Source organism: Actinoallomurus rhizosphaericola (assembly GCF_024055675.1).
Taxonomy (GTDB): domain Bacteria; phylum Actinomycetota; class Actinomycetes; order Streptosporangiales; family Streptosporangiaceae; genus Actinoallomurus; species Actinoallomurus soli.
Map to the genome: position 1 here is coordinate 443,560 of NZ_JAMXMW010000001.1, position 16,967 is coordinate 460,526.

Consider the following 16,967-nt stretch of genomic DNA (forward strand, 5'->3'; position numbering starts at 1 on the left):
GCAGGGTGTCCTCCGTACGGTGGGTCGTTGAGTCGGCGCCCGCGTCCGATGCGAGGCCGCTTCGCGACCCCGGCGGCGACGAGTCCCCGAGGGAGCGCCATGGGAGCGAACGAGCAGACCGGCGTGACGCCCGCCGACCGGCCCCGATCGGGCGTCGCCGAGTCGCCCGGTACGGGAAGAGATGGCGAACCGGCCGAGCAGCAGTCCCCGGCCGGCCCCGCCGAGAACCTCCCCGCGGAGGAGTCCCTCGGGGAGATCGACGCCGACGGCGGTGAGGCGGCGAGCGCGGAGAATGGCGAGGCGGTGAGCGCGGAGGACGGCGCGGCGTTCGGGGCGGTGCTCGCCGGGTTCGAGCGCCACCTGCGGGCCGAACGCGGTCTGTCCGGTCATACCGTGCGGGCCTACCTGGGCGATATCGCCGATCTCCTGGCGCATGCCCACCGGATGGGCCTGGGAGACCTCGCGGGCCTCGATGTCCGGATGCTCCGTGCCTGGCTGGCCGCGCAGCATGCCCTGGGCAGGTCGCGGGCGACGCTGGCCCGCCGGACGGCCTCCGCGCGAGTGTTCACGGCCTACGCCCACCGCCGCGGGTTGCTGCCGACCGATCCCGGGGCGTTGCTGGGCATACCGAAGCAGGGAAGGACCCTGCCGAGGGTGCTGCGGCAGGACGAGGCCGCCGCACTGCTCGAACGGGCGCCGGCCCGAAGAGCGGGCGACGCGGACGAGGGCGCTCCCGTCGCGGGCACGGAAGAGGACGCTCCCGTCGCGGGCATGGATGGCGATACCGACGCCGTCGCGCTCCGCGACCAGGCCGTGTTCGAACTGCTGTACGGCTCCGGAATCCGGATCGGGGAGTTGTGCGGTCTGGACGTCGACGACATCGACGCCGCGCGCCGTACGATCCGGGTGATCGGCAAGGGGAACAAGGAGCGGACGGTCCCGATGAGCGCGCCCGCCGCCCGGGCGGTCGAGGCGTGGCTGGTCCGGGGCCGCCCCGCCCTCGTGCACGAGCGCAGCGGCCCGGCGCTGTTCCTCGGTGCCCGTGGGGGCAGGGTGCATCCCACGGTCGTCCGTCGCGCCCTGCATGACCGGCTCGCGGAACTCGGGCTGCCCGACATGGGCCCGCACGGCCTTCGGCACAGCGCGGCCACCCATCTCCTCGAAGGAGGCGCGGACCTGCGCAGTGTCCAGGAGATCCTCGGGCACTCCTCCTTGGCGACGACGCAGATCTACACCCACGTCTCGGCGGAACGGCTGAGGGCCGCCTACCGGCAGGCCCATCCGAGGGCATGACGCCGCCTCCCACTCCCGAGCGACCGCACCGGATCGCTACCCGCTTCTCCCGATGAGCGATGGCTGTACGGATCGCTCGGTGAACGTCCCGGTCACGCCGTGGCTCATGGCTCCTCGATCGGTTCGCAGCCGGGATCACCGGGTCTTCGGCCCGTGCCGGTCTCGGTCGTCCGGCTGCTCTCCGCGCGATCTCCCGCAAGGCGATCGTCGGCGATCTGACCAGGTGGCGGTGCCGTCTCCGTAGTGGCGCTCGCTGATCCGGCCGCAGGCGTCATCACGGTGGCCGCGGGCGCGCGGAGGGTGGCCCGGATGGAGACCCGGCGCGGTCACCGGGACGAGTGGTCGTCTGGGCGCGGGTCCGGTGGTCGTGGCGGCGCGGGCGGGTGGGGATCCGGCTCATCCGGCGGCGGGTGTGGAACCCGAAGAGAGCGAGCCCCGCTGCTGCCGTGATGGCGACGGGGTCGACGATCGCACCGATCCCGGTCGTCGCGCCGACCGGTCGCATCGCCGGGGCCGTGCCGACCCCAGTCCTCGCCGGGGCCGTGCCGACCGGAGCCCTCGACGAGGGTGGGTCGTCCGGCGATGAGGCGGGCGGCCGCGCGATCGGCCGGCGAACCGGATGGCGTTCGGCCTGCTGGGCGGGGCCGGTCGGCGTGCGCGGGCTTCGTCCTTCCCCGCCGGTCACGGTGGCGTTCGGCCAGGAGTGCCACCAGGGGAGAAGACGCACGGGGCCGAGACCGAGGAGCGAGAGCGGGTCGAGGTAGGAGTCCCCCCGCAACAGGCCCCAATGCAGGCAACTCTCCTGCCCACAGTGACCGAGCATCGCCTCCACCACGCCGATCCGGGTGCCCGCGACGACGGTCTGCCCCGTGCGGACGACCGGCCGTACGGGGAGATAGGTCGTGCGCAGAGTGCCGTGGCTGATGGTGATCACACCGCGTCCGGCCAGGTCGCGGGCGAAGGTGACGCGCCCCGCGCCGGCGGCGAAGACCGGTCGGCCGGGAGGCGCGGCGAGGTCGACTCCCCGGTGCCCGGACTCCCACGGATGAGCGGGCGGGTCGAAGCGGCGCAGCACGGGCGTGGGCGGGCGTAACGGCCACTGCCAGCGCGCCTCGCCGGGCCCAGGGGGAACGGCCGGCGTGGCCATCCGGACTGGTGTGGCCGTCGAAGCACCAGTGACTTCTGCGGCCTGCGTGATCCTCACGGCGGCGGGGACATTCGCGGCCAGTGGGACTTCAGCGGCAGTGGGGTTCACCACAGCGATCGCGACCCGCGCGGTGGGTGAGACCGGCGGGGCCTGCGCGGTGTTCGCGGCGTCGGCGGCTCGCACGGCCGTTGTGACCGCGGGAGCCGTCATGACGTGCAAGGTCGTCGCGATCGGCGCGGAGACCGGGAGTGGTGCGGCCATCGCGAACGGTGCCGTGGTGAGCAGGAGCGTTGCGGGCAGGACCATGGGACACAGCATGCTCGCGCCCTTCGCGCCCGGGGCAGGGCCCGGATCGAAGCTGTGGAAAACCCCGGGTTCGAGGCGCGGAGTCCACGGCGGGGTGAGCCGCCGGTACACTTGCCTCAACGGTCGTATGACCGAATTCACGCGTCCGCCGGCCACCGATCCGTTGGTGGGGCGGCCCTCTCGGTCCATGACACGCGTCATGGCTGGGGCGCGCACGGACGCAGAACAACCGGGACGTGGCCCAGAGAACGACTGGGCCGGACAGGAGGACCACGGGCATGGCACCCGTCGTCACCATGAAGCAGCTGCTCGAGAGCGGCGTCCACTTCGGGCACCAGACCCGCCGGTGGAACCCGAAGATGAAGCGTTTCATCTTCACCGAGCGCAACGGCATCTACATCATCGACCTGCAGCAGTCGCTGTCCTACATCGACCGCGCCTTCGACTTCATCAAGGAGACGGTCGCCCACGGCGGCACGATCCTGTTCGTCGGCACGAAGAAGCAGGCGCAGGAGTCGATCGCGGAGCAGGCGCAGCGCGTCGGCATGCCGTTCGTCAACCAGCGCTGGCTGGGCGGCATGCTCACCAACTTCTCCACGGTGCACAAGCGCCTGACGCGTCTGAAGGAGCTCGAGGAGCTCGACTACGACGACGTCGCCGGCTCGGGTCTGACGAAGAAGGAGCTTCTCATGCGCAAGCGTGAGAAGGACAAGCTCGAGCGCACCCTGGGCGGTATCCGCGACATGGCCCGCGTGCCGAGCGCGGTGTGGGTCTGCGACACCAAGAAGGAGCACATCGCCGTCAACGAGGCCCGCAAGCTGGGCATCCCGGTGGTGGCGATCCTCGACACGAACTGCGACCCGGACGAGGTCGACTACCCGATTCCGGGCAACGACGACGCCATCCGCAGCGTCAGCCTGCTGACCCGCGTGGTCGCGGACGCCGTGGCCGACGGCCTGATGGCCCGCGCCGGCGCCGCCCCGTCGGGCGAGGAGAAGCCCGCCGCCGTGGGCGCGGAGGAGCCGCTGCCCGAGTGGGAGCGCGAGCTGCTGGAGAGCAAGGGCGAGTCGGGCGAGGCGGCCGAGGCCGCTCCGCAGGCGCTGGCCGAGGCCCCGCAGGCCGAGGTCCCGCAGGCCGAGGTCGCGCAGGCCGCCGAGGCTCCGGAGGCCGCGCCGGCCGAGCAGCCGGAGACCGGCTCGGAATCCTGACGGCCCACGACCGACGACGAGAGAGACAAGACCACAATGGCGAACTTCACCGCCGCCGACGTCAAGAAGCTCCGGGACCTCACGGGTTCCGGGATGATGGCCTGTAAGAAGGCGCTCGAAGAGGCCGAGGGCGACTTCGACAAGGCGGTCGAGCTGCTGCGTCTCAAGGGTGCGAAGGACGTCGGCAAGCGCGCCGAGCGCACCGCCGCGAACGGCCTGGTCGCCGAGCACTTCAACGGCTCCGGCGACGGCGCGATCCTCGAGCTCAACTGCGAGACCGACTTCGTCGCCAAGAACGAGGGGTTCATCGCCCTGGCCAACCAGATCGTCGAGTTCGCCGCGCAGAGCGACGCGGCCGACCGCGACGCCCTGCTGGCCGCCGAGATCGAGCCGGGCAAGACCGTTCAGCAGCTGATCGACGAGAACAGCGCCAAGATCGGTGAGAAGCTCGAGCTGGGCCGTTTCGCCCACTTCAAGGGCGCTTACGTCGCCAGCTACCTGCACAAGTCCGACCCGTCGCTGCCGCCGGCGACCGGCGTGCTGGTCGAGCTCGACACCGAGGCCCCCGAGGTGGCCAAGGAGATCGCGCAGCAGATCGCGGCGATGTCTCCGAAGTACCTCACCAACGACGACGTCCCGGCCGACGTCGTCGCCAAGGAGCGGGCGCTCGCCGAGCAGATCACCCGCGACGAGGGCAAGCCCGAGCAGGCGATCCCGAAGATCGTCGAGGGCCGGGTGAAGGCCTACTTCAAGGACTTCGTCCTGGTCGAGCAGCCGTTCGTGAAGGACCCGAAGAAGACGGTCGGCAAGGTCCTCCAGGACGCCGGGGTGAACGTCCAGCGCTTCGCCCGGTTCCGGGTCGGTCAGCTCTGACGATCCGCCCCGAGGACCCCAGCCGCTGAGAGACAACGAAGGAGCCGCCGCCGTGCAGGACAGTAAGACCACCGACACGACGGCGGCTCCGTCGTCTCATCATGGCTGGAAGCGGGTGCTGCTGAAGCTCTCCGGCGAGGCCTTCGCCGGTGGCGAGGCGCTCGGCATCGACCCCGCGGTCGTACGCCACATCGCCGAGGCGATCGCGGAGGTCGTACGCGAGGGCGTGCAGGTCGCCGTCGTCTGCGGCGGCGGCAACATGTTCCGCGGCGCGCAGATGTCCGCGCAGGGCATGGACCGCGCCCGCAGCGACTACATGGGCATGCTCGGCACCGTGATCAACTGTCTGGCGCTCCAGGACTTCCTGGAGAACAAGCTCGGCCTGGACACGCGGGTGCAGACGGCGATCACGATGGGCCAGGTCGCGGAGCCGTACATCCCGCGCAGGGCCATCCGTCACCTCGAGAAGGGGCGGGTGGTCATCTTCGGTGCCGGCCTCGGCCAGCCGTTCTTCTCCACCGACACGGCCGCGGCGCAGCGGGCGCTGGAGATCAATGCCGACGCCGTGCTGAAGGGCACCCAGGTCGACGGCGTGTACGACTCCGACCCGAAGAAGAATCCGGACGCCTTCCGGTTCGACCGGCTGGAGTACGGCGAGGTCCTCCAGCGCGGTCTGAAGGTCATGGACGCCACCGCGATCAGCCTCTGCATGGACAACGGCCTGCCCATCGTGGTCTTCGACCTGATGGGCCAGGGCAATATCGTGCGGGCCGTCCGCGGTGAGAAGATCGGCACATTGGTAAGTCCGGCGGAGAGCTGAAACGGGAGCCGAAGGTGATCGACGAGATCCTCCTCGAGGCCGAGGACAAGATGGAGAAGGCCGTCACGGTCGCCAAGGATGACTTCAACGGCATCCGTACCGGTCGCGTGACGCCTGCGATGTTCAACAAGATCACGGCGGATTACTACGGGACGCCGACGCCGATCAACCAGCTGGCGTCCTTCACGCTGCCCGAGGCCCGCATGGTGATCGTGCAGCCGTACGACGCGTCGTCGCTGTCCGCGATCGAGAAGGCCATTCGCGAGAGCGACCTCGGTGTCAACCCGGGCAATGACGGGAAGATCATCCGTGTGGTGTTCCCGGAGCTGTCCGAGGAGCGCCGCAAGGAGTTCATCAAGGTGGCCGGGCACAAGGCGGAGGACGCGCGGGTCTCGATCCGCAACATCCGCCGCCACGCCAAGGACGCCCTCGACAAGCTCGCCAAGGCCGGCGACGCGGGCGAGGACGACGTGCGGCGGGCGGAGAAGGAGCTGGACGACTTCACGCACAAGCACGTCGCCAAGATCGACGAGCTGCTCGAGCACAAGAAAGCCGAGCTTCTCGAGGTCTAGTGGGACTCGAGCAGGCCCCCACGCCCGTCCCGGAGATCCCGGAGGTACAGGCGGAAACGGGCAAGAAGCGTAGACCAGGCCGGAACCTCCCCATCGCGGTCGGGGTCGGCCTGGGCCTCGGCGCCGTCGTCCTGGTGTCGCTGTACACCATCAAGGAGATCTTCCTCGGCGTCGTCGTGGTCTTCCTCGGCGTCGCCGCGTGGGAGCTCATCCGCGCCTTCGGGACGCGGAGCATCCGCATCTCGCCGGTCCCGCTCATGGCGGGCGGGCTGGCGATGCTCGTCTGCACCTACGTCTGGGGGACGACCGCGCTGGTCGCGACGTTCGCCCTCACGGTGCTGGCGATCCTTCTGTGGCGGCTGGCGGGCGGCCAGGAGGGGTACGTACGGGACGCGACGGCGAGCGTGTTCGCCGCCGCGTACGTCCCGTTCCTCGCGGGGTTCGTGGTCCTCATGCTCCACGCGGACGACGGCCCGAACCGCATCATCGTCTTCATCGCGGTCACGATCGCCAGCGACATCGGCGGCTTCTTCGCGGGCTCCTTCCTGGGCTCGCACAAGATGGCCCCCGCGATCAGCCCGAAGAAGACGTGGGAGGGGTTCACCGGCTCCTCGCTGACGTGCATGGTGGTCGGTGGCCTGCTGCTGCCCTGGCTGCTGGACGGCGCCTGGTGGCAGGGCGTCATCGTCGGCGCCGCCGCCGTCTGCTCCGCCACGCTCGGCGACCTCATCGAGTCGATGATCAAGAGGGACCTCGGCATCAAGGACATGGGGACCCTGCTGCCCGAGCACGGCGGCGTCATGGACCGCCTTGACTCGCTGCTCGCCACCGTGCCGGTCGTCTGGCTGCTCTTCCAGGCGTTCGTCCCCGCCTGAGCCCTCTTCTCGAATCCTCCGGCCACCTCCACCGTCGTGGACGGTGGCCGGGGACGGGTGCCGCCCGCCCCGCCGCCGTCGTACCGTTGCCGTCGTCTCGTACGGCCTGGCCGTCGATGTTCCCGCGCGCCCCCGTCGTACGGCCTCCACCGTCTCGGACGGCCCGGTCGTCGAACCCATCCCGCCACCGTCGTACGGTCCGGCCGCCGGCGTCTCGCCCGGGCGGCCGTCGTACGGTCGCGGCGGTCAGTCCTCGCCGACGATCCAGCTGCGGCCCTTTCTGGCCAGCCGTTCGATCAACGCGTCCGGGCCCTCGTCCTTACCGAACTGCCGCTCCGCCTCGGTGATCGGCACCAGCCACAGCCACTGCACCGGGTCGCCGCCGAACGAGAATCCCTTCATGTCCGGGGCGGCCGGGCCCGCCAGCCGGCCCGGGTCGTCGAGCAGCAGCACGCCCTCCCAGTTCGAGCCGAGCGGGAAGGTCTTCGCCTCGTGGTACCACTTCACGTTGTCCCCCGCGGCGAAGGACGTCACCGCGCGCCACGGGTACTGGGCCAGCCAGGGGAAGATGCTGCCCGCCCGCTGACTGGGCAGGGTCGTGGCCACGGCGAGCTCGATACGGGCGTGATCGCCGACGTTGTCCTCGTACAACTCCACGGTGGGCATCCGCTGGCAGCTCATGCCCACGGTGCTCAGCACCCGGTAGGACCGGTCGTCCAGGGCCGGTCGTTCCGACACTCCGACGACGGGGTGCTCGCCACCGCCCGATCCGCTCCCCGGCCGGGCGCGCCACTGCCGGCCGACGTCGTGCCAGTAGTAGCCGCCCGGTCCGAGACGGCCGAGCAGGTGCCCCAGGACCGACTGCTGGAACCCCTCCCAGGCGCCGGCCCCGCTCCGCCACTCCCAGAACGCCTGCGCCTGCAGGATGCGCGGGCCCAGGTCCTCGATCTCATCGTCCAACGCGAACGCGAACGGGCTCTGCCCGAGCGCCTCACGGCTGTAGCCGGGCAGCCCGCGGTCCATGTCCGACCAACCGGGGATCACGCAGAGCGGCTGCCCGTCCTCCAGGACCGCCGCACCGTCGCCCTCCTCGAACCAGACGATCTCCAGCGACCGCGGATCCGGCGCCGGCCGCCCCTTCGGGTGCTTGGTGTGATTCGACGGCATGGCGGGCACCAGGCCCGCGTTCAGCCGCGCGAGATCGGGGTGGGGAGACGCGTCCTGATGGTTGGCGATCCAGGCCGCGGCCACGGTATGCCCGTCGCTGCGGCGGAGGTACGCCGCCGTCGCGATGTGGTCGGACTCGACTTCGAGGACACGGCTTCCGTAGGGGCTGGTGTCACTGATCAGGACACGCGTCTCCTGCGGCGTTCTGCGCAATACCGGCATAGACGGGACTGTAGTGAGTGTGCGGCCCCCGGAGCGGCATTGACAGCGGCATTGACCTTCAAGGTCGTCCGGGGTGGAGGTCGGGCGGCGGCGTACGAAGCGCTGCCCGGCGTCTGCCACACTGGAACGGACATGCCCGCTCAGCTCACCTTCGCCGCTCCGCGCCGGGCGAAGCCACCGCGCCATCTCGCCGATCTGTCCTGGGACGAGCGGCGTGAGGCCGTCGGGGCGCTCGGCGAAAAGCCCTTCCGCGCCGACCAGCTCTCGCGTCACTACTTCGGCCGGCTCGCCGACGATCCGGCCGACATGACCGACCTGCCGGCCCCGGTCCGGGATCGTCTCGTCACCGAGCTGATGCCGCCCCTGCTCACGTCGGTGCGGGATCTGACCTGTGACGACGGCGCCACCCGCAAGACGCTGTGGAAGGCGTTCGACGGCACGTTCGTCGAGTCCGTCCTCATGCGCTACCCCGACCGGGTGACCATGTGCGTCTCCTCCCAGGCCGGCTGCGGGATGAACTGCCCGTTCTGCGCGACCGGTCAGGCCGGTCTCACGCGGAACCTGTCGACCGCCGAGATCGTCGAGCAGGTCGTCGCGGGCGCCCGGGCGCTCGACCGCGGTGAGATCAGCGGTGGCCGGGGCCGGGTGAGCAACATCGTCTTCATGGGCATGGGCGAGCCGCTCGCCAACTTCTCCACCATCGTCCGGGCGATCCACCGGTTCAGCGACCCGAGCCCGCGCGGGCTGGGCATCTCCCAGCGCAACATCACGGTCTCCACGGTCGGACTGGTCCCGAAGATCCACCAGCTCGCCGACCTGGACCTCAAGGTGCGTCTCGCGGTCTCGCTGCACGCGCCGGACGACGAGTTGCGCGACGAGCTCGTGCCGATCAACACCCGCTGGAAGGTCGCGGAGGTCCTCGACGCCGCCTGGACGTACGCGGACCGCACCCGGCGCCGGATCTCGATCGAGTACGCCCTCATCCGGGACATCAACGACCAGGCATGGCGGGCCGACCTGCTCGGGCGGCTCATCAAGAACCACCCGGTGCACGTCAACCTGATCCCGCTCAACCCCACGCCCGGATCGAAGTGGACCGCGTCGCGCCCGTCGGACCAGACGGAGTTCGTCCGTCGGCTGGAGGCCCACGGCGTTCCCGTCACCGTACGCGACACGCGCGGTCAGGAGATCGACGGCGCCTGCGGCCAGCTCGCCGCCAAGACCGTCGAGTAGCCGCCGACCGCCCGGCGGGTCTACGGCGTCGACCGGCGCCGGGCGGAGCGGCTCAGTGCGGCCGCTCGGTGGCGGGTATCGCGGCCAGCAGTCGCCTGGCCTCCGCGGCGAACTCGGCGTCGACCAGCAACTCGTACCGGTCGGCGACCACCGCGCTCGTCGACGCGAACGCCTGGCGGCGCAGCCCGTGCGCGACCCCGGCGAACACCGCACCGAAGATCGCGCCAAGGATGATCGCCGAGACCACCGCGCCGGCGTGCCAGGGGCTGACGATCCAGAACACCAGCCCGATCAGCAGACCGACCCAGGCACCGGAACTCGCGCCGGCCGCCAATGCCTTGCCGACCGTCCAGCGGCCGAGCACCCGCTCTTCCAGCCGTAGCCCGCAGCCGACGATGGTGACGTGCTCCACCGGGAAGTTCCGGTCCGCCAGGATGTCCACGGAGCGCTGTGCCGCCGCGTGGCTCGAGTAGTCGCCGAGCACCACCTTGTTCGGCCCGGCGAGATTTCCAGCCGTCATCTCTAGTCCCCCCGATCCATGTGACGACCTACCTGTCAGATATTCCGCCGACCGCACGTCGCACACCCTTTTTCCGGTTTGCGATGGGTCGTCGATCCGCGTTTCAGGGAGAATGCGGCCATGCCGGACTTCCCGCTCGCTGCCCGCGGCTACCACCGTCATCAAGTGGACGCGTTCGTCGCCCGGATCGAGGGCACCCTCGGCCGTGCGCAGCTGTTCGCGCCGCCGGTCACCGCGGCCGAGGTCGGCGAGGTGCGGTTCGCGATCGTCCTGCGCGGCTACCGGGTCCAGGCGGTCGACAAGAGGCTCGAGGAGTACCTGCGGGAGCTGGAGGTCAGGGAGAACGGCGAGGGGCGGCGGCTGTCCGCGGCCGAGGCGGACCGGCTGATCGGGCTCGTCCGCAACGTACGATTCGTCACCACCCGGCTGAACGAGGGGTACGACGAGCGCGAGGTCGACGACTTCCTGGACCGGCTGATCGCCGACCTGCGCGGGCGCAGGCCCCGGTCGGCCGACGTGCGGGCCGCGCGGTTCACCACGACCCGGCTCCGGCCCGGATACGCCCAGCCCGACGTGGACGGCTTCCTCGACCACCTCGCGGCCGAGATCGACCGGTTGAGCTAGGCCCTGGCTAGCCGTGTACGGGTGACGACTGCTGGGGGAGGCGGCGGACGAAGTCCAGGAGCAGGGCGCAGAAGGCCGCGGGCTGTTCCAGCGGCGCGAGATGTCCGGCGCCGGGGATGATGGCGGTCAGGCCCGCGTCGAGGTCGCGGGCCAGATCCTGGCCGCCTTGGTGGAAGTCGGGCATGTCGTGCTCGCCGACGCCGACCAGGGCGGGGACGGAGAGGGTCCGAAGCGCCGGGCCGGTGCCGAGTGGGTCTGCCGCCTGTGGCGGTTCGCCGTAGGCGAGCCGGGTGGTCAGCTGACGGTGGAGCATGCGGGCGGCCTGGGTGCGTACCTCGTCGGTCGCGTCGGCCGAGGTCCACGCCTCGACACCGGCCTTGACCGCGGCATCCAGGTCGCCGGCGGCCAGCGCCGCCCTTTCGCCGTCCCAGGCGGCCTGCAGATGTGGGGAGGCGGGTTGGTCGTGGGGCCGGTACCCGACCAGTACGAGGCCCTCCACCCGCTCGGGTGCGGTGACGGCGGCCTGAAGCGCCACCAGGGCGCCGAGCGAGTTCCCAGCCAGGACGAAGCGGTCGGCCCCGAGGTGGTCAAGGGTGTCGAGCACGTCCGACCAGGGGGCCACCTCGAGGCCGGCGGGCACGAGCGCGTCACCGTGGCCGGGCAGGTCCAATGCGATGGCCCGGACGCCCGCATCGGCCAGCAGTGGAAGGTGTGCGTTCCACATGGTGCGGTCGGTGGGCCGGGCGTGCAGCAGGACGACAGGCCGTCCCCGGCCTGCCTCAGTGGAGGGAAGCAGCATGACGTGAGGTGCCTTCTTCGGTGAGTGTGTCGATCTCCGCGTCGGTCAGCCGCAAGGTCGCCGCGGCCAGGTTCTCCTCCAGGTGCGTGACCTTGGAGGTGCCGGGGATGGGCAACACGACCGCGGAGCGGGCGAGCAGCCAGGCCAGTGCCACCTGTGACGGACGGGCGCGGTGGGCGGCCGCGATCAGGTCGACCGGGCCTCCAGGGCGGGCGAGGTCCCCCGCGGCCACCGGCGCCCAGGGGAGGAAGCCGATGCCGTGGTGGGTGCAGTAGTCCAGGACGTCGGCGGACCTGCGGTCGGTGAGGTTGTAGCGGTTCTGGACGGTGGCGATCTCGGCGATCGTACGTGCCTGCTCGATCTGGTCGACGGTGACCTGGGACAGGCCGATCGCGACGATCTTGCCTTCGTCCTGGAGCTTCTTCAGCTCACCCACCTGGTCCTCCAGCGGGACCTTCGGGTCGACGCGGTGGAGCTGGAACAGGTCGATGTGGTCCAAGCCGAGCCGGCGCAGGCTCATCAGGGCCTGCTGACGCAGGTACTCCGGGCGGCCGACCGGCGGCCACGCCTTCGGGCCGAGGCGTACCAGCCCCTCGCGGGTCTTGACCGTGTCCGGGCCGTTACGGGTCAGCCCGGCCTTCGTCGCGATGAGCACGTCGTCGCGGTAGGGATGGATCGCCTCCCGGATGATCTCCTCGCTGACGTAGGGACCGTAGGAGTCCGCGGTGTCGATCAACTGCACGCCGAGTTCGACGGCCCGGCGCACCACGCGGACGCACTCCTCGCGGTCGTCGGGTTCGCCCCACACGCCCAGCCCGGTCAGGCGCATGGCACCGAACCCGAGACGGGCGACCTTCTTTCCGGCGACCTCGAATGTGCCGACGGCGTCGCACAGAGATGCGGTCATGACCGGACTTCTCCTTCCTCCGCGGTGTCCTGGCCGGCGGGCGCCGAGTCCCGCTCGGCCAGCCGACGGAGCAGGATCAGGGCGTCGGCGCCGGCGCTGCCGGGTTCGGCGCTGTAGACGGACAGGTGCTGGCCCGGGGCGCTGGTGACGGCCAGCGCCTCGAAGTGCAGCCGTAGCTCACCCACGTGCGGGTGGCGGAAGTGCTTGTCTTCCTGCGTGCGCGGACGCACCTCGTAACGCGCCCACAGGCCGGTGAAGGCGGGACTGCGCACGCTGAGCTCGCCCACGACCCGTTCGATCCGCTCATCGCCCGGGAACTGCGAGGAGGACGCCCGCAGGTTGCCCACCGCGACATGCGCCGCCTTGTCCCAGTCAACGTAGAACTCCCGTGCGAAGGGATCGAGGAAGATCATCCGCAGCAGGTTGTCGTACCGAGCGAAACCGCGATACAGCTCGCGTGCCATCGCGTTGGCCGCCAGCACGTCCTGCGCCACGCCGACCACGAACGCCGGCACGTCGCGCATGCCGTCCATGAGCCGCAGCAGATCCGCAGCGACGGCCGGCTCCGCGGCCGCCGTGGCGAGGGCGGGCAGACCGAGCCGGAACAGGTGGCCGGCCGCGGAACCGTCCAGCCGCAGCGCCCCGGCGATCGCCCGGAGCACCTGCTCGGACGGATGCCGCTCACGGCCCTGCTCCAGGCGAATGTAGTAGTCCGTGCTCACCCCGGCCAGCAGCGCCACCTCGTCACGCCGCAGCCCCGGCACCCGACGCTCCCCGCCGTCAGGCAATCCGACGTCCCACGGCATGACCACCGCGCGGCGAGCACGCAGGTAGTCACCGAGCTCATTCTTGCTTTGCATGCCCGCCACGCTAAACGCTCCCCATGCACCAGGGCGTGGGTGCGGTGCACCCACCCGGGCACGGCTCGTGCCGTTGGCCCTTCGTCGCCAGACGGCGAACGGCCCGGCGACCTTCATGAGGTCGCCGGGCCGCGTCGTCTCCTAGGCGCGCGTACGGCGCAGGCGGGCGTACAGCGCCGTCGCGAGGACCGCCCAGGCGAGCGTGCGCAGCGCGAACCACGGCAGGGCGCCGGTGAACGCGGACCGCCCGCGTCCGGCCGCTCCCATCCACTCGATCATCGGCACGGTGACGACCCGCAGCGGGCCGAGCCCCAAGAGGAGATCGGCCACATAGATCCCGAGCAGCACGAGGATCGACCGGCCGGGGGAGTGGATGATCGCCCGGCTGGCGAGCGCTCCGAGCGCCGTGGCGGCCAGCGCGGACAGGGGCAGCAGGGCCATCGCCGGCAGCAGCTGCGACGTCCGTACGCCGGATCGCGCGGCCTCGACCAGGGGAACGGCACCGGCGATCAGCGCCAGGCACAGGGTGAACGCGAACGCCGCGGCGAACCCGCACGCCATCGCCCGCCACCGGCCGAGGGCGACCACGCCGATGTGCCGCTGGGCGTCCGGCTCGGTGTCCAGGAGCCCGCGGGCCGCCCAGGCGCAGATCGGGAAGTACAGGGCCGCCAGGTCGCCGATCGCGGTCAGCGCCCCGGATCGGGCCTCCGCCGGAGTGCCGCCGAGCGGGCTCGAGAAGACGATGCCCAGCAGCAGCGCGAGGGCGAGCACCGGAGGCAGGGCGCGCGTGGACCGGGCGTACCCGCCGAGCTGGAACCGCATCGCGGCGATCACCGGAGCCGCGCCTCGTAGCCGTCCGCTTTGAGGTGGCCGACCAGGTCCTCCGCCTGCGAGCGGGGCAGGATCACCTCGACCACCGCGTGCTCCTCGGGCAGGTCCCCTTCGTGGACCGTCTGGTCCGCGACCTGCCAGCGCACGACGCCCGGCACGCTTCGCAGGTCGCCCTGGTGGTCGCTGACGATCACGGAGGATCCTTCCGCGGCGAGCTCGGCCAGCAGCGCCGGCAACGCGGCGCGGGTCCGCGCGTCCAGGCCGGCGAACGGCTCGTCCAGCACGAGCAGCCCCGGCGCGGCCAGCAGCGCCTGGATCAGCCCGGCCTTGTGCGCGCTGCCCTTGGACAGGTCCGGCAGCCGGGTGTCCAGGAGGCCGGTGAAGCCCAGCCGTTCGGCCCACTCACCGATGCGCGCGGCCGGAACGCCCCGTACGGCGGCCATGTGCCCGAGGTAGGCCCGCGCGGTGAACGGCTGATCCGCCGGAAAGCGTTCCGGCGCGTACCCGACGGACGGCGGCCGGTCGCCGACGCCTCCCCGGACCGGGGGGACGACCCCGGCGACGAGCCGGAGAAGCGTTGATTTGCCCGCTCCATTGCGGCCGTTCACCTCGATGATCCGGCCACGGGGTACGGTCAGCGTCACGTCGCGCAGAACCCATGGAGCGCGGCGGCGGTACCGGAAGGCCACCTGGTTGAATCGCACGGGCCAGGAGCCTATTGCCGGCCGATAAGACGACCGTAAGCGGAAGAATGCCCACCATGGACTGCCTGTTCTGCGAGATCGTGAAAGGGGAGCGGCCCGCCCACGTGGTCCTCGACGACGGCCCCGTCGTCGCCTTCCTGGACACCCGGCCGCTGTTCAAGGGGCACACGCTCCTCGTGCCCCGCACCCACTACGAGACCCTCGCGGACCTGCCGGCCGACCTCCTCGAGCCGCTGTTCGCCGCCGGGCAGCGGCTGTCGGCCGTCATGGAGACCGCGCTCGGCGCGGCGGGCTCGTTCGTCGCGATGAACAACCGGATCAGCCAGAGCGTGCCCCACCTGCACGTCCACGTCGTTCCCCGGAATCGCAAGGACGGACTGCGCGGGTTCTTCTGGCCGCGGACGAAGTACGACTCCGATGACGAGGCCCGCGCGTACGCGGACCGCATCCGCGGTGCGCTCGGATGATCACGGTGACGCCCGAGACGACCGGCCCGGAGGTGAGCCCGGGGCCTGCCCGGCGCGACGCGGTCGTGGTCGGCGCGCTCGTCGTCGCCGCGGCGGCGGTCTACTCGGTCTTCGCCCTGGTGCGTTATCGCACCTTCCGCACGACGACGTACGACCTGGTGATCTTCGATCAGGCGGTGCGCTCGTACAGCCGGTTCCACCTGCCCACCGCGATCGTCAAGGGCGTTCACAACGGTTTCGGCCCGCACTTCTCCGTGCTCGGCGACCACTTCTCGCCGATCCTTGTCGTCCTGGCGCCGCTGTACTGGATCCACGACGGGCCGCAGACGCTGCTGGTCGCCCAGGCCGTGCTCCTGGCGCTGACGATCGTGCCGCTGTGGATGTTCACGCGGCGGCGGCTCGGGGCGTGGGCGGCGCACTGCGTCGCGGGCGTGTACGCGCTGGCCTGGCCGGTGGCCGAGACGGTCGCCTTCGACTTCCACGAGATGGCGTTCACGCCCCTTCTGTCCATGCTGATGCTCGAACGGCACGACGCGGGCCGCCGGCGGCAGTGCCTGCTGGCCGCCAGCGCGCTGCTGCTCGTCAAGGAGGACATGGGGCTGCTCGTCGCCGGCTTCGGGCTGTACCTGCTGACCCGGCCGGGGGAGCGGCGCCTGGCGGCCGTCTTCGTGGCCGCCGGTCTCGGCTGGACGTGGCTCGCCTCCCGGGTGCTGATCCCGGCGTTCGGCGGCGCGGCGGACTACTACTGGGCCTATGACGCCCTGGGCCGGGACCTGCCGCACGCCGCCGCGCACGCCCTGACGCATCCGTGGACCGCCCTGAAGCTCCTCGTCACCCCCGGCGTCAAGGCGACCACCATGGCATGGCTCATCCTGCCCCTCCTCCTGGTCCCGCTCGCCTCGCCGATCACCATCGCCGTGCTGCCCCTGCTGGTCGAGCGCATGCTCGCGAACCGCTTCGGGAACTGGTGGGAGCCGAGGTTCCACTACAACGTCGCGCTCACGGCCCTGCTCGTCGCGGCGGGCGTCGACGGCGCCTGCCGGCTGTCCCGGCTGCGCCTGCCCGGCCCACGCGCGCGCCGCCTGAACCTGCCGCCCGGCTCACGTGCGCGCCGTCTCCGCCTCGACCTGCTCTGGCCGGTCGCCGCGCTGCTGGCCGCCGTCGTCGTCGTGCCGCGGTTCGCCTTCAAGAACTTCTTCGACCCGGCGTTCTACCGGCGGGACGCGCACGCCCGCGCCGCCGCCGACGCGGTCGCCGCCGTGCCCCGCGGCGCCCTGGTCGAGGCCGCCAACGTCGTGGGACCGCAGCTGTCCGGCCGGGCACGCGTGCTGCTGTGGGACACCCGCGTCCGCTGGGCGCCGTGGGTGGTCGCGGACACGGCCCGCGCGACGTTCCCCTTCCCGGCCCTGGGGGCGCAGCGCGACCGCGTACGGTACCTGCTCCAGCGGGGGTACACGATGGTGCTGCGCGAGGACGGCTGGGTGGTGCTGCACGACCCGGCCGCGACTCCGGACCTGCGCGCGACCCGCTGAGATCGCG

Annotated in this window: 18 protein-coding genes; 10 read left to right on the forward strand and 8 right to left on the reverse strand. The window is 71.4% G+C overall.

Annotated features, from left to right (window positions below; translation table 11 throughout):
• The first annotated feature begins 99 nt into the window (after positions 1-99).
• The gene (locus tag NE234_RS02145; protein ID WP_252776352.1) at positions 100-1,293 is read left to right on the forward strand and encodes a tyrosine recombinase XerC; all 1,194 of its coding nucleotides are present in this window, start codon (positions 100-102) and stop codon (positions 1,291-1,293) included.
• Positions 1,294-1,567: 274 nt separating this feature from the next.
• Here the strand turns inward: NE234_RS02145 and NE234_RS02150 are convergent, their stop codons facing one another.
• Positions 1,568-2,440, reverse strand: a complete 873-nt coding sequence (locus NE234_RS02150; protein ID WP_252776354.1) for a M23 family metallopeptidase — start codon at positions 2,438-2,440, stop codon at positions 1,568-1,570.
• A 584-nt stretch (positions 2,441-3,024) separates the two neighbouring features.
• Between NE234_RS02150 and rpsB the strand changes: the two genes are divergently transcribed.
• The 5 genes from rpsB to NE234_RS02175 are packed head-to-tail and all read left to right on the forward strand — an operon-like array spanning position 3,025 to position 7,094.
• Positions 3,025-3,954 carry a 30S ribosomal protein S2 gene (gene rpsB, locus NE234_RS02155; RefSeq protein WP_252776356.1) on the forward strand — a complete coding sequence of 310 codons (930 nt, stop codon included), beginning with the start codon at positions 3,025-3,027 and terminating at the stop codon, positions 3,952-3,954.
• 36 nt (positions 3,955-3,990) lie between these two features.
• Positions 3,991-4,827: a translation elongation factor Ts gene (tsf, locus tag NE234_RS02160; RefSeq protein WP_252776358.1), complete on the forward strand. Its 837-nt coding sequence runs from the start codon at positions 3,991-3,993 to the stop codon at positions 4,825-4,827.
• A gap of 52 nt (positions 4,828-4,879) precedes the next feature.
• Positions 4,880-5,647, forward strand: coding sequence for a UMP kinase (pyrH, locus tag NE234_RS02165; protein ID WP_252776364.1), 768 nt, complete (start codon positions 4,880-4,882; stop codon positions 5,645-5,647).
• A 14-nt stretch (positions 5,648-5,661) separates the two neighbouring features.
• Positions 5,662-6,219: a ribosome recycling factor gene (gene frr, locus NE234_RS02170; protein WP_252776366.1), complete on the forward strand. Its 558-nt coding sequence runs from the start codon at positions 5,662-5,664 to the stop codon at positions 6,217-6,219.
• A complete protein-coding gene (locus NE234_RS02175) occupies positions 6,219-7,094 on the forward strand; it encodes a phosphatidate cytidylyltransferase (protein ID WP_252776367.1) in 876 nt (291 codons plus the stop codon). The genes frr and NE234_RS02175 overlap by 1 nt, the downstream gene beginning before the upstream one ends.
• A gap of 246 nt (positions 7,095-7,340) precedes the next feature.
• On the opposite strand, the gene NE234_RS02180 is transcribed toward NE234_RS02175, so the two are convergent.
• Positions 7,341-8,483, reverse strand: coding sequence for a suppressor of fused domain protein (locus tag NE234_RS02180; protein WP_252776369.1), 1,143 nt, complete (start codon positions 8,481-8,483; stop codon positions 7,341-7,343).
• A gap of 132 nt (positions 8,484-8,615) precedes the next feature.
• Here NE234_RS02180 and rlmN point away from each other — a divergent pair, with 132 nt between their 5' ends.
• Positions 8,616-9,716 (forward strand): 23S rRNA (adenine(2503)-C(2))-methyltransferase RlmN, encoded by a 1,101-nt coding sequence (gene rlmN, locus NE234_RS02185; RefSeq protein WP_252777408.1) that lies wholly within the window; start codon positions 8,616-8,618, stop codon positions 9,714-9,716.
• 52 nt (positions 9,717-9,768) lie between these two features.
• Here the strand turns inward: rlmN and NE234_RS02190 are convergent, their stop codons facing one another.
• Positions 9,769-10,236 carry a general stress protein gene (locus tag NE234_RS02190; protein WP_252776370.1) on the reverse strand — a complete coding sequence of 156 codons (468 nt, stop codon included), beginning with the start codon at positions 10,234-10,236 and terminating at the stop codon, positions 9,769-9,771.
• A 120-nt stretch (positions 10,237-10,356) separates the two neighbouring features.
• On the opposite strand from NE234_RS02190, the gene NE234_RS02195 reads away from it, so the two are divergent.
• Positions 10,357-10,860: a DivIVA domain-containing protein gene (locus NE234_RS02195; protein ID WP_252776372.1), complete on the forward strand. Its 504-nt coding sequence runs from the start codon at positions 10,357-10,359 to the stop codon at positions 10,858-10,860.
• A 7-nt stretch (positions 10,861-10,867) separates the two neighbouring features.
• On the opposite strand, the gene NE234_RS02200 is transcribed toward NE234_RS02195, so the two are convergent.
• The 5 genes from NE234_RS02200 to NE234_RS02220 all read right to left on the reverse strand — a co-directional run bounded on the left by NE234_RS02200 (position 10,868) and on the right by NE234_RS02220 (position 14,961).
• Positions 10,868-11,659, reverse strand: a complete 792-nt coding sequence (locus tag NE234_RS02200; RefSeq protein WP_252776375.1) for an alpha/beta fold hydrolase — start codon at positions 11,657-11,659, stop codon at positions 10,868-10,870.
• Positions 11,640-12,566, reverse strand: a complete 927-nt coding sequence (locus NE234_RS02205; protein ID WP_252776377.1) for an aldo/keto reductase — start codon at positions 12,564-12,566, stop codon at positions 11,640-11,642. The genes NE234_RS02200 and NE234_RS02205 overlap by 20 nt, the downstream gene beginning before the upstream one ends.
• Positions 12,563-13,426: a helix-turn-helix domain-containing protein gene (locus NE234_RS02210; RefSeq protein WP_252776379.1), complete on the reverse strand. Its 864-nt coding sequence runs from the start codon at positions 13,424-13,426 to the stop codon at positions 12,563-12,565. Before NE234_RS02210 ends, NE234_RS02205 begins: the two co-directional genes overlap by 4 nt.
• 141 nt (positions 13,427-13,567) lie before the next feature.
• Positions 13,568-14,260: a hypothetical protein gene (locus NE234_RS02215; RefSeq protein ID WP_252776380.1), complete on the reverse strand. Its 693-nt coding sequence runs from the start codon at positions 14,258-14,260 to the stop codon at positions 13,568-13,570.
• Positions 14,257-14,961: an ATP-binding cassette domain-containing protein gene (locus tag NE234_RS02220; protein ID WP_252776382.1), complete on the reverse strand. Its 705-nt coding sequence runs from the start codon at positions 14,959-14,961 to the stop codon at positions 14,257-14,259. The genes NE234_RS02215 and NE234_RS02220 overlap by 4 nt, the downstream gene beginning before the upstream one ends.
• 56 nt (positions 14,962-15,017) lie before the next feature.
• Here NE234_RS02220 and NE234_RS02225 point away from each other — a divergent pair, with 56 nt between their 5' ends.
• Both NE234_RS02225 and NE234_RS02230 read left to right on the forward strand, forming a co-directional pair.
• Positions 15,018-15,428, forward strand: coding sequence for an HIT family protein (locus tag NE234_RS02225; protein WP_308206824.1), 411 nt, complete (start codon positions 15,018-15,020; stop codon positions 15,426-15,428).
• Positions 15,425-16,960 (forward strand): DUF2079 domain-containing protein, encoded by a 1,536-nt coding sequence (locus tag NE234_RS02230; protein WP_252776386.1) that lies wholly within the window; start codon positions 15,425-15,427, stop codon positions 16,958-16,960. Before NE234_RS02225 ends, NE234_RS02230 begins: the two co-directional genes overlap by 4 nt.
• The last annotated feature ends 7 nt before the right edge of the window (positions 16,961-16,967 follow it).